Source organism: Blastococcus sp. SYSU D00868, assembly GCF_054050575.1.
Window position 1 is genome coordinate 25240 of the sequence record NZ_JBJGZO010000044.1, and the last position, 12691, is coordinate 37930.

Here is a 12691-nt window from a genome sequence, read left to right on the forward strand (position 1 = left end):
GCGGGACCCGCCGCGGATGCGGCCCCGCCCGCGACGCCCGGCCCGACGGGCTCAGCCCAGCAGCACCGGCGCGAGGACGGCGGCCAGCCGCGTCGAGTAGGCGGCCGACAGGTGCAGGCCGTCGGCGAACACCGGCACCGTCCCGACGAACGGCGGGCAGCGGTCGGCGGCGTCGCAGAACCACGGCCGGGTGTCCACCCAGGCGGCCTGCAGCGCGGCGGGCCGGTACGCCGCCACGGCCTGCCGCTCGGCCTCGACGAAGTCGTCGAAGCCCGCGGGCGGGGAGCTCACGCAGTCCTGCGGGCCGTTGAACCGGGTGGCGCAGTCCTGCAGGTTCTCCCCACCCGGCGGGGAGCCGAGCAGCACGACCCGCACCGGCGCGGTGTCCAGCGTGGCGAGCATCGAGGCGACACCCGCCCGCCACTCCGCCAGCGCCGCCTCGCCGGTCGCCTCCGAGTCCAGCCGGCCGATCGAGTTGGCCGCCGACGCGACGACGACCAGCTCCGGCTGCAGCAGCTGGAGCTGGGCGACGGCCCAGGCGCGGTGCTCGGCGCAGACCTCCTCCCAGCCGTCGATGCCGGTCGCGGCGCGCACCGGCACGTCGACCTGCGGGCACTGGCCGAGGGTGAGGCTCTGCACCTGCCAGTCCTCGCCGAGCGCCTGCCGGACGCCGGGCATCCAGCTGATCCCGACCGAGTCGCCCAGCAGCACCGCCGTCCGGGGCGCGGCCGGGTCGCCGAACCGGCAGGCGTCGATGTCGGCGAGCACGTTGAGGCAGCCGTCCTCGGTCCACTCCGGAGCCGTCGCCGCGGGGCCGAGGGCGTCCAGGCTCGGGGTGAGCTCCGGCCACTCCGTCGTCCCCAGGGCGGCGGTGATCTCCTCGGCCAGGACGGCCTCGGGATCCGGCGCGTCCGCCGCGTCCGGCGCCGCGACGACCGGCGCGGGCGGTGGTGTCTGCGCGCCGGCGTCCCGGCCGCCGGGCCAGCCGACCGCCTGGCCGGCGACCAGCGCCAGCGCGGCGACGCCGGCGACCGCGGCCGCCGCGGCCCAGGCGCCGGCCCGCCGGCCGCGGGCGTCGCGCGGGCGGCGGGCCGCGCCGGGTCGCAGCCAGTCCGAGCGCCGGATCGGCTGCTCCACGAGGTGGTAGCTGGCCATCGAGGCGACGGCGGTGATCGCGAGCACCAGCGCGTAGTAGGTCGCGTCGACCGGCACGAGCGCCGCCAGCACGACGATCACCGGGAAGTGCCACAGGTACAGCGAGTACGACAGCCCGCCGACGTAGCGGGCGAGCGGGTTGGTCAGCGGCGCCAGGTAGGTCGCGCCGCCGGTGCCGGCGGCGATCACCAGCGCGGTGGCCAGCACGGGCAGGACGGCGCCGGGCGCGGGGAACGGCGTCCCCTGGTCGATCACGAACGCGCTCAGCGCGATGCCGGCGAGCCCGGCCCAGCCCAGCGGCGGCCGCAGCCGCGCCGGGATCCGGGCCAGGGCCGGCGCGGCGATGGCGACCAGCGCGCCGACGCCGAGCTCCCAGGCGCGGGAGAAGGTGGAGAAGTAGGCCCAGGTCGGCTCGGTCGTGGTCTCCTGCAGCGCCCACCAGAAGCTGGCCGCGACGAGCAGCAGCATCGTGGCGGTGATCGCCTTGAGGCCCTTGCGCCGGTGCCGCCGCCGCCAGCCGGCCGCCGCCAGCACCACGGCCATCACGGCGGGCCAGAAGAAGTAGAACTGCTCCTCCACTGACAGCGACCAGAAGTGCCGCAGCGGCGAGACCGGCCCCTCGGCCTGCAGGTAGTCGGTGCCGTCGAGGGCGAAGTGCCAGTTGCCGGCGAACAGCGCCGACCACAGCGCGTCGTCCAGGGTCTCCCGCGCCCGGCTGCCGAAGAAGACGACCGACGCCGCCACCGACGTCGCGCCGAGCACGAGCAGGGCGGCGGGCAGGATCCGGCGGATCCGGCGGCGGTAGAAGTCGGCGAACGAGATCCGGTTGGCCGTGCGGTGCTCGCGCAGCAGCAGCCCGGTGATCAGGAACCCGGAGATGACGAAGAAGACGTCGACGCCGACGAACCCGCCGACCGGCCGGCCGAACAGGTGGTCGCCGATCACCAGCAGGACGGCGACCGCGCGCAGCCCCTCGATGTCGCCCCGGACGTGGTGCGCCCCGTCGCGCGGCAGCCCGGTCAGGCCCGGGTCCCGCGGCGGCGTGACCGCCCGACGGGACGCGTACGTGCCTGTCGCCATCTGCTCGGCAACCCCCGTGTCCAGGATGCGACGTCGTCGTCGTGACCTCGAACGATACGTGCGGGAGCCGGATGCCACCTCGCCCCGAAGGGTGGTTGCGGCCCCGCCCGCGGGCGTTCCGGCCTGCCGCGTCCGATTAGTCTCCTCGGGCCACGGCCCGTCGGGGAGCCGTCGACGGAAGGTGTTCCATGCCCACTGCCCTGATCACCGGTGTCACCGGCCAGGACGGCCTCTACCTGAGCGAGTTCCTGCTGGGGAAGGGCTACGAGGTCTACGGCCTCGTGCGCGGGCAGAACAACCCCAAGGTGGAGGTCGCCGCGGCGATCCCGGGCCTGAAGCTCCTGTACGGCGACCTCACCGATCTCTCCAGCCTGCTGCGCGCGGTGCACGCCGCCCGGCCCGACGAGATCTACAACTTGGGCGCCATCTCCTACGTCGCCTACTCCTGGGAGAACGCCCGCCTGACCTCCGACGTCACCGGCATGGGCGTGCTCAACATGCTCGAGGCCACCCGCCTGTACTGCGGTGACGACCCCGGTCGCGTTCGCTTCTACCAGGCGTCGAGCTCGGAGATGTTCGGCAAGGTGCAGGAGGTCCCGCAGCGGGAGACGACGCTGCTGTGGCCCCGCTCGCCCTACGGCGTCTCCAAGGTCTACGGGCACTACATGACGATCAACTACCGCGAGTCCTACGGGATGCACGCCTCGTCGGGGATCCTGTTCAACCACGAGTCCCCGCGCCGCGGGCCGGAGTTCGTGACCCGCAAGGTCAGCCGTGCTGTGGCTCGCATCGCGCTCGGGCTGCAGAAGACCGTGGATCTGGGCAACCTCGACGCGCGTCGCGACTGGGGCTTCGCCGGGGACTACGTCGAGGCCATGTGGCTGATGCTCCAGCAGGAGCAGCCCGACGACTACGTGATCAGCACCGGCGAGACCCACTCGATCCGCGAGCTGCTCGACGTCGCGTTCACCCACGTCGGCATCGACAGCTGGGAGCCCCACGTCGTCCTCAATCCCGAGCTCCTGCGGCCGGCGGAGGTCGACCTCCTCATCGGCGACTCGTCGAAGGCGCGTGCGACGCTGGGTTGGGAGCCGAAGGTCGGGTTCGAGGAGATGGTCCGGATGATGGTCGACGCCGACCTCGCGGAGCAGCGCGCCCTGGCCAGCTGACGTGTCGACCGCGCTGATCACCGGGGTCACCGGGCAGGACGGCGGGTACCTGGCCGAGCAGCTGGTGGCGGCCGGGCACGAGGTACACGGCGTCGTGCGCGGTGAACCGGCCCGGGCGCGCGAGCTGCCGCACCTGGCCGCGCTCGGCGACAGGCTGATCCTGCACCGGGCCGACATCCGCAACCTGCCCGCGCTGATCCGCGTGATCGACGATGTGGCGCCCGACCGGCTGTTCAACCTCGGCGGCTTGTCCAGCGTCGCGGCGTCGTGGACCGAGCCGGTGATCACCTTCGACACCAACGCCCGGCCTGTCGTCGGCGTGCTCGAGTACCTGCGAGGCCGGCACCGCCGCGGGGAACGGGAGATCCGGTTCATCCAGGCCTCCAGCGGCGAGAGCTTCGCCGGGTCCGACGGCGGCCGGCCCATCGACGAGACCTCGCCGGTCAGCCCGGTCAACCCCTACGGCGCGGCCAAGGCGGTCGGTCACCAGCTCATGGGCATGTACCGGACGCAGGGCGTGCACTGCAGTTCGCTGATCCTGTTCAACCACGAGTCACCGCGCCGTCCGCACCGCTTCGTCGTCCGCCGGGTCACCGCCGGCGTGGCGGCCATCGCGACCGGCCGCGCCGACAAGCTGACTCTGGGGAATCTCGACGTCTGCCGGGACTGGGGCTGGGCCCCCGACTTCACCCGGGCGATGATGCTCGCTGCCGACGCCGAGGAGCCGGAGGACTTCGTGGTCGCCACTGGCGAGGCGCGTCAGCTCACCGACCTGATCGCCATCGCTTTCGCGCGGGTGGGCATCGACGACTGGGAGCCCCGGGTGAGCTCTGACCAGGCGCTGCTGCGGCCGGCCGACACCGCCGCGCTGGTCGGCGACTCGACCCGCCTGCGGACCCGTCTCGGCTGGGCGCCGACAGTTGGCTTCGAGGAGATGGTCAACGCGATGGTCGACACCGACCTCGCCGAGCTCGCCTGACGCCGAGCGGAGTCGCTCGAGCGCGGAGACCGCGCTCGAGCGACTCCGTTCAGCGGGTGATCGTGGAGGCGTGCGGCTGGGTGCGGGCGTTCAGCCGCTCGCGCTGCGGGACGACGGTGTACTTCGGGTCCTTCGCGCTGACCATGCCGGCGTCGAACACCCCGAACCGGGTCAGCAGGGAGCCGGCCGCCAGCAGCACGCCCGAGGCGACGGCCCCGGTCCGGCGGCGCCCGGCCAGCACGGTCAGCGCCGCCCCGGCGACGGTGCAGCCCTTGGCGATCCGCAGCAGCAGCCCCGCCCGGCCCTCGTGGTAGGGCTCGCTGACGATGCCGTGCCCGTTCTCCACCCGGTGCATCACGGCCAGCTCGATCGCCGCGCCGGCCACCGCCGTCTTCCGCGAGGGCCCGGCCTCCTCGACGGGCGTGAACGCCATGGTGATCCCGCCGCCGGCGGCCATCGCCGAGCCGCCGAACAGGTAGGGCAGCTCGGTGTGCGCGGCGTGCCACGACGGCACGGCGGTGTTGGCCAGCAGCACCCCGGTGTAGGTGGCCAGCGGCCCGCCGAACAGCGCCGAGACCACCCCGCCGAACCGCTTCAGCCGCGGGAACCAGCCCAGCAGCTCGACCGCCGCCGTCGCCCCGGCCGCCGCGCCGAACGGCGACAGGATGTACGTGCCGACCGACAGCGGCGAGGTCGGCTTGAACACCCGCAGCATGTGGAGGAACCGCTCGGGCCGGCCCAGGTCGTGGATCAGGTAGACGACCGACAGCACCGCCCCGCCGCCGGCCGTGAACCGGCTGACCCGCGCGAGCGCCGGCCGGCCGGTCACGTCGGCGAGGGCCCCGAGGACCGACGACGACCCGGCCGCGCCGCCCAGGAACAGGTACAGCGGCACGTCCGGGGTCTTCCACACCGGCGGCTTGATGATGGGCCGCCCGTAGTACGAGGTGAACTCGACGTCGTCGACCATGGCGACCTCGCCGCGGCCGCCGCGCCGTCCCCCCGTGCGACGGCGCTTCCTCCCCCGCGCCTCCGCCGGCGGGCCGTCGGCCCGCCGCCAGCCTCCGCCCGGCGTCGCGACGCCCTCGGTCGCGCTCACCGGGGCCGCCTCGAGCCGAGGACGGCGGTCACCGCGACGCCGACGATCATCGCCGCCGCCTTGCCCGCGGCCTTCCACATCGCCGGCAGGTCCCGGGTGGTGACCACCGGGTCCGGCGGCAGCCCGTAGACCTCCGGCTCGTCGAGCAGCAGGAAGAACGCGCCGTTGCCGCCGACGCCGTCGTCCTCGTCCCGGCCGTACAGCCGCGCGGTCTCCACGCCCTGGCTCTTCAGCGTGGCCAGCCGGGCGTCGGCGCGGGCCTGCAGCTCGTCGAGGTCGCCGAACTGGATCGACTGGGTGGGGCAGGCGGTCGCGCAGGCCGGCATCAGACCGTCGGTCAGCCGGTCGTAGCACATCGTGCACTTGAAGACCCGGCCGTCGTCCTCGCGGCGGTCGATCACCCCGTACGGGCAGGCGGGCACGCAGTAGCCGCAGCCGTTGCAGATGTCGCCCTGGACGACGACGGTGCCGAACTCGGTGCGGAACAGCGCCCCGGTCGGGCAGACGTCGAGGCAGCCGGCGTGCGTGCAGTGCTTGCAGACGTCGGAGCTCATCAGCCAGCGCACCTGCTTGTCGGTGCCGCTCTGCCCGGTCTGCGGGTCGAACTCGCTGAGCGCCTCGGCGTTGAGCACGCTCTGCTGGGCGTTGGCCAGGCTGACGTCGTCCCCGGCCTCGGCGGGCGAGGGGCCGCTGCCCTGCCGGTCGTCGCCGGGCCGGCCGAAGGTGGGCATCGGCAGGTCCACGGTGCGCACCTGCTCGATGAACGCCACGTGCCGCCAGCTGTTCGCGCCGAGCTGGCCGGTGTTGTCGTAGGACATCCCGGACAGGCCGATGACGTCGCGGGTGCCGTGCGAGTCGTCCATCGGGAGCGTGTTCCACTCCTTGCAGGCGACCTCGCAGGCCTTGCAGCCGATGCACACCGAGGTGTCGGTGAAGAAGCCGACCCGCTTCGGGTGGCCCTCCTCGTAACCGGCCTCGGCCTGGACGTCGGGCAGCGGCCCGTACAGCCGGTTGTGCGGGTCGCGGCCGGTGAACGCCGGGCTCGCCGAGCTGATCGAGGTCATGCCGGCCTCCCTCCCCTGTCGCCGTCGTCCTCCCTCCCCGCAACGCGTCCTCCCTCACCGCACACCGTGAGGGAGGACGCGCCACGATCAGGTGACCTGATCCCGGCGACGGTCACGAGCCCGTCTCCGTGTGGCCGGTCGAGGACTCCACCGGGGCGCGGCCGTTCACGCCGACCCGCCCCGACTGCACGCCCGCGCGCCGCCGGTAGCCCTCCACGAACTCGAGCAGCTCGGGCCCGCGCGGACGCCGGCCCGGGACGATGTCGGCGGTGCTGACCTTGTCCTCCTGGATGTGGGTGTTCGCGTCGAGGGCGATGCCCAGCAGGTCGTTGGCCGAGTCGCCGGTCGAGATGCCGCTGTACGCCCAGTGGTAGGGCATGCCGATCTGGTGCACGACCTGCCCGCCGCGCAGCCGGATCGGCCGCATCCGCTCGGTGACCAGCACCTTCGCCTCGATCGCCGTCCGGGTGCTGACCAGCGTCGCGTAGTCGCCGTGGGTGAGCCCGCGCAGGGCGGCCAGCTCGGGGCTGACCTCGACGAAGAACTCCGGCTGCAGCTCCGACAGGTAGGGCAGCGTGCGGCTCATCCCGCCGGCGGTGTGGTGCTCGGTGAGCCGGTAGGTGGTCACCTGGAACGGGAAGACCTCGCTGCGCGAGGGGTTCTCCCGGTTCCACGGCCCCTCGATGCGCTCCACCGTCGGGCTGGCCTGCTGCTTGTAGAAGGCGTTCTCGACGACGGACTCCACCGGCTCGTAGTGCGTCGGCAGCGGCCCGTCGACCAGGCCGGCCGGCGCGTACAGCCACGCCTTGCCGTCGCCCTGCATGACGAACGGGTCGTTGCCGGCCAGCGCGTCCTGCGCCTTCGCGCCCTCCGGCGGCACGTAGTCCGGCCGCTTGGTCCTCTCGAAGTCCGGGACGTCGGGGCCGGTCCACTCGCCGGCCGCCTCGTCCCAGTACACGTACTTCTTCCGCTCCGACCAGGGCCTGCCGTCGGGGTCGGCCGAGGCGCGGTTGTAGAGCATCCGGCGGTTGAGCGGCCAGGCCCAGCCCCACTCGGAGGCGACGGCGCCCTGCTCCTTCGCCGGCTTGCGCCGCGCGGCCTGGTTGACCTCGTCGGCGTAGACGCCGCAGTAGATCCAGCAGCCGCCGGTGGTCGACCCGTCGTCCTCCATGTCCATGTAGGTCGACAGCGCCCGCCCGTCCGGCCCGGTGCCGTTGATCTCGCGCAGCACGGCCTCGGCGTCGGGGTCCTGGGTCTCCCCGTGCAGCGGGTAGTCCCAGGTCATGTGCAGCAGCGCCTGGTCCCGCGGGTCGGTGGAGTCCTCCAGCCGGGATCGCAGGATCCGGCCCAGGTGGTAGTAGAACCACAGGTCGCTGCGGGCGTCGCCCGGCGGCTCGACCGCCTTCTCCCGCCACTGCAGCAGCCGCTGCGTCTGGGTGAAGGTGCCCTCCTTCTCCACGTGCGAGGCGGCGGGCATGAAGAACACCTCGGTGCCGATCGTCTCCGGCGCCAGCTCCCCGGTCTCGACCTCCGGGGACTCCTGCCAGAACGTCGCCGACTCGATCAGCTGCAGGTCGCGGACGACCAGCCAGTCGAGGTTGGCCAGGCCGAAGCGGTTCATCCGGCCGTTGGGGTGGCCGACCGTGGGGTTCTCGCCGACCAGGAAGTAGCCGGAGACCTTCCCCTCGATCATGTCGGCGATCGTCCGGTAGGAGCTGTGGTCGCCGTTGATCTTCGGGATCCAGTCGAACCGGAAGTCGTTCTCCGGCTGCGCGGCGTCGCCGAACCAGGCCTTGAGCAGGCTGACCGTGTAGGCCCGCTTGTTGCCCCAGAACCCGGCCTTGCCGGCTGCGTCCGCGCAGTACTCGTCCAGCGTCTGGTGCTGCAGCGCGTGCGGCATCGGCAGGTAGCCGGGCAGCAGGTTGAACAGCGTCGGGACGTCGGTCGAGCCCTGGATGCTCGCGTGCCCGCGCAGCGCCAGGATCCCGCCGCCGGGCCGGCCGATGTTGCCCAGCAGCGTCTGCAGGATCGACGCGGTGCGGATGTACTGCGCGCCGACGCTGTGCTGGGTCCAGCCGACCGAGTAGACCCACGCCGTCGTCCGGTCGCGGTTGCTGTTCTCGGTCACCCAGCGCGCGACCTGCTCGAACACCGCCGGCTCGATGCCGCACACCTCGGCGACCATCTCCGGGGTGTAGCGGGCGAAGTGCCGCTTGAGGACCTGGAAGACGGTGCGCGGGTGCTGCAGCGTCTCGTCCCGCTTGGGCTTGGCCGGGATCGGCGGGCCGCCGCTGCCGGCCGCCTGCGCGCGGTCGGCCTTGCGGACGTCGGGGTGCTCGTCGCTGGCGTCCTGCCGGGCGGCCCCGGCCGGGTCGTCGGAGCCCGAGTGCGGCGGCTCCTCCGGCTGGTACTGCCAGCTCGACTCGTCGTAGTTGTTGTTCGCCGGGTCGAAGCCGGAGAACAGCCCGTCGAGCTCCTCGGTGTCGACGAAGTCCTCACTCACCAGCGCCGCGGCGTTGGTGTAGGCGACGACGTACTCGCGGAAGTAGAGGTCGTTCTCCAGCACGTACCGGATCAGCCCGCCGAGGAAGGCGATGTCGGTGCCCACCCGCAGCGGCACGTGCAGGTCGGCGACCGCGCTGGTCCGGGTGAACCGCGGGTCGATGTGCACGATCTTCGCGCCGCGCGCCTTGGCCTCCATCACCCACTGGAAGCCCACCGGGTGGCACTCGGCCATGTTCGAACCCTCGATGACGATGCAGTCGGAGTTCGCCAGGTCCTCCAGGAAGTTCGTGGCACCGCCACGACCGAACGAGGCACCCAGACCGGGCACCGTGGAGGAGTGCTATATGCGCGCCTGGTTCTCGATCTGGATCGCGCCCAGGGCGCTGTACAGCTTCTTCATGAGGTAGTTCTCCTCGTTGTCGAGGGTCGCCCCTCCGAGGCTCGCTACTCCCATGGTCCGGTTGACGCGCCGGCCGCCGTCCTCGTCCTGCCAGCCCTTGCGCCGTGCCTCGAGCACGCGGTCGGCGATCATCTCCATCGCCGTGTCGAGGTCGAGGTCCTCCCACTCCGTCCCGTACGGACGGCGGTAGCGGACCTTCGTCACCCGCGTCGGGCTGGTGACCAGCTGCTTGCTGGCGCCGCCCTTCGGGCACAGCCGCCCGCGGTTGATCGGCGAGTCCGGGTCGCCCTCGATCTGCGTGATCCGGCCGTCCTCGACGTACACCTTCTGCGCGCAGCCCACGGCGCAGTAGGGGCAGACGCTCTTCGCCACGGAGTCGGCGGTGGCGGTGCGGCTGACGACCTGCTCGGTCGCCCTGCTGCGCGCGGCCTTGCCCCGCCCCAGGGGGTCGGAGCCGGTGAGCTGCCGGAACACCGGCCAGGCGTCGAGCCAGGTCTTCACCCAGCAGATGCTGCCACCGCGCGCCGGATCCGGCCCCTCGAGATCCGAGCCGCTCCCGTCCCCGGGCCGTCCCCGGCTCAGGTGATCGTGATCGTGTAGCTGCCGACCGCGGACATCGGGGTGTCGGGGTCGTGCCCCACCAGGAGCAGCGCGGTGCTGCCGGCGGGCTCGTCGCCGTACTCGTGCACGTACTCCGCCTCGCCGCGGATGGCGCTGGCCAGGTGCCCGTATCCGCCGCCCGCGTCGTAGGAGCGGAACTCGACGTCGAACTCCGGGTCGGGCTCGACCAGCACCAGCGCCTCGTACCCGGCCGGGACGAACACCCGGTGCACCCGCACCTCCCCGGCCGGCACGGTGCCGCTGACGCTGGGCTGCCCGTCGACGCTGGGCGGCGGCGTCGCCTCCTCGCCCGGCTCGAGCTGCTCGGCGGTGCGCAGCTCGTAGGACGCCGGCGCGTCGCTGGTGTTGCAGACCCGGTAGCTGAAGCCGTCGGAGCCGGTCGTGGTGAACACCGGGTTGCCGTCGGCGTCGGCCCGCTGCTCGATCCGCTCCTCCTGGCTGGACACGTAGCCCTGCTCGGAGGTCAGCCGGTCCACGTCCCCGGTGAGGACGGCGACCAGCTCGTCGACGCCGCCGGTGTTCAGCCAGTGGTTCGCGCAGTCGCCGATGGCCAGCTCCTGGACCGTGCTGCCGCCGAGCGGGACGTCCGCGCCGTCGAGCAGCTGCAGCGAGACCAGCACCTCGGCGTCCGGCTCGCCGCGCACGACGATCTCCGCCTCCGACTCCGGCAGGCTGTACCAGGTCAGCTCCACGCCCGCCTCGACCTCGCCGGAGTTGGCGAACGCCGCCGTCGCCCCGACGGCGTAGACGAGGTAGCCGTGGTTCTCCTCGGAGGAGAAGGTGAGGACGGCGCGGCCGTCGCCGTTCAGCCGCACCTCGGTGACCGACTCGACCTCGACGTGCGCGGCGGCGTCGGGGAGGGACGGCGGCCCGCCGCACGCGGCCAGCCCCAGCGCCACGGCGAGCAGCCCCGCCGTCGTCCCCCGCACCATCTCCGGTCTCCCTCCGCCCGCGGACCGCGCGACCCTGGGTCACCGGCGCGGCGCGGGCAAGGGGTTCCGGCGCGCCGCCGGGCTACCGTGCGGGGATGGTCCGGGGGGCGCGCATCGCGCTCGCCCTCTACCTGGTGGGCGTCGCGGCGGTGACCCTCGGGCAGCGGCCGGACGGGCTGTTCAACGCCGGCCTGCGGACCGTGGTCGACCTCTCCGGCGGCACGCTGTCGCCCCGGGCCGTCGAGGCCGGCGCCAACGTGGTGATGTTCGTGCCGGTGGGGCTGCTGCTGTGCCTGGCGTTCCCCCGGGCCCGGCGGCTGGCGCTGTGGCTGCTGTGCGTCGTGGTCTCGGCGTCGGTGGAGCTGTACCAGGGCCTCGGACCCGGCCGGGACTCCAGCGTCCGGGACGTCGTCACCAACGGCACGGGCGCCGCGATCGGGGTGGTGCTGGGCTGGGCGGTCGAGGCGGTCCACCGGCGGCGGGCGGCCGCTCGCGGCGGGGCCGATTGACCGCTCCCGGCGGGCGACGGAAGCTGGCCCGGGGAGGGACGGCGCCCGTTCCTCCGCGCGAGAACGGGGTGGACCGCCGATGACCGACCCGTACGACCCGTACCGGGCCGCCCCGCCGGAGCCCGGCGAGGTGGAGTACGAGGTCGTCTACCCGCCGCTGGGCCAGCCGTTCGGCACCGCGTGGGCGCCGTACGGGCACGCCGCTCCCCCGCCGGCGCCGGCCGCGCCGGTCCCGGCGCGCCCCGGCGCGGTGACCGCCTCCGCCGTCCTGGCGCTGGTCGAGGGCGGGCTGCTGGCGCTGTTCGCCGTGGTGTGGGTCGCCGTGATCGGCGGGGGCGACGGCGTGGACGGCGTCGCGGCCCCGCTGCTGTCCGTGCTCGCCACCACCGCGGTGGCGGCGCTGCTGCTGGTCGGCGGCCTGGCCCTGCTGCGCCGCACCGGCCTGCGCCTGGTCCGGATCGCGACTGGGGTCGAGCTGGGGCTGCTCGCCGTCCTCGCGCTGTGGGCCGCCGTCGGGCTCGCCGCCGACGGGTCGGGCCCGGGCGCGGTGGGCGTGCTGTTCGCCGGGATGGCGGTCGCCGCGATGCCGGTGGTCCGGCTGGTGCTGCTGACCCGCCCGCCCGCGGCGGCCTGGTTCGCCGACGCCGGGACGGCGGCGGCCGCGCCCGTCTGGTCGCCGGTGTCGGCGCGCTGGGTGACGCCGCGCGGGCCGGGCCTGCCCGGCGGGCTGCTGGCCGCGGTCGCAGTGCCGGCCGCGCTGCTGGCGCTCGTCGCCGCCGTCGTCGTCGGCACCTCCGGGACGGGGAGCGGCCGCAGCCCGTTCGCCGCCGACCCCTACGCGCCGGGCGCCTCCGGCAGCGGCACCTACCTCGGCCAGAGCCCGTGGGGCGAGCGGTACTACCAGGACGGCGAGGCCCTCCCCGCGCCGCCGGAGGGCAGCCACCTGTACGACCGCCGATTCGACGCCGACGCCCGCGACTGCGCCGACGGCGACATGGGCTCCTGCGACGCGCTGTACTGGAGCACGCCCGTCGACGACTTCTACGAGTGGTTCGGCTCGAGCTGCGCCGGGCGCATCGACCGGGAGCTCTCCGGCGGCTGCGTCGGCCGGCTGGGCCCGTCGGCCGACTGAGGCGCGGGCCCCGCCGCCGCGGCGGCGGGGCCCGCGCCTCAGTCGG

Annotated in this window: 8 protein-coding genes and 1 pseudogene; 4 read left to right on the top strand and 5 right to left on the bottom strand. The window is 73.8% G+C overall.

Features of this window, described 5'->3' with window-relative positions; genetic code table 11:
• Positions 1–51: 51 nt before the first annotated feature.
• On the bottom strand, positions 52–2235 hold the full coding sequence (locus ACI79F_RS23225; protein WP_456546018.1) for an acyltransferase family protein: 2184 nt from the start codon (positions 2233–2235) through the stop codon (positions 52–54).
• 188 nt (positions 2236–2423) lie between these two features.
• On the opposite strand from ACI79F_RS23225, the gene gmd reads away from it, so the two are divergent.
• Positions 2424–3404, top strand: coding sequence for a GDP-mannose 4,6-dehydratase (gene gmd / locus ACI79F_RS23230; RefSeq protein WP_456546019.1), 981 nt, complete (start codon positions 2424–2426; stop codon positions 3402–3404).
• Position 3405: 1 nt separating this feature from the next.
• Complete coding sequence (locus tag ACI79F_RS23235; RefSeq protein ID WP_456546020.1) at positions 3406–4383, top strand: GDP-mannose 4,6-dehydratase; 978 nt, start codon at positions 3406–3408, stop codon at positions 4381–4383.
• A gap of 49 nt (positions 4384–4432) precedes the next feature.
• Here the strand turns inward: ACI79F_RS23235 and nrfD are convergent, their stop codons facing one another.
• The 4 genes and pseudogenes from nrfD to ACI79F_RS23255 all read right to left on the bottom strand — a co-directional run bounded on the left by nrfD (position 4433) and on the right by ACI79F_RS23255 (position 11004).
• A complete protein-coding gene (gene nrfD, locus ACI79F_RS23240) occupies positions 4433–5482 on the bottom strand; it encodes an NrfD/PsrC family molybdoenzyme membrane anchor subunit (RefSeq protein ID WP_456546021.1) in 1050 nt (349 codons plus the stop codon).
• A complete protein-coding gene (locus ACI79F_RS23245) occupies positions 5479–6546 on the bottom strand; it encodes a 4Fe-4S dicluster domain-containing protein (protein ID WP_456546022.1) in 1068 nt (355 codons plus the stop codon). Before ACI79F_RS23245 ends, nrfD begins: the two co-directional genes overlap by 4 nt.
• Before the next feature lie 112 nt (positions 6547–6658).
• Positions 6659–9952: pseudogene (gene fdh, locus ACI79F_RS23250) on the bottom strand (formate dehydrogenase).
• Between the two features lie 77 nt (positions 9953–10029).
• Positions 10030–11004 carry a hypothetical protein gene (locus tag ACI79F_RS23255; protein ID WP_456546023.1) on the bottom strand — a complete coding sequence of 325 codons (975 nt, stop codon included), beginning with the start codon at positions 11002–11004 and terminating at the stop codon, positions 10030–10032.
• A 95-nt stretch (positions 11005–11099) separates the two neighbouring features.
• Between ACI79F_RS23255 and ACI79F_RS23260 the strand changes: the two genes are divergently transcribed.
• Entirely contained in the window at positions 11100–11513 is a 414-nt protein-coding gene (locus ACI79F_RS23260) for a VanZ family protein (RefSeq protein ID WP_456546024.1), read from the top strand.
• 79 nt (positions 11514–11592) lie between these two features.
• Positions 11593–12645, top strand: coding sequence for a hypothetical protein (locus ACI79F_RS23265; protein ID WP_456546025.1), 1053 nt, complete (start codon positions 11593–11595; stop codon positions 12643–12645).
• Positions 12646–12691 lie beyond the last annotated feature (46 nt).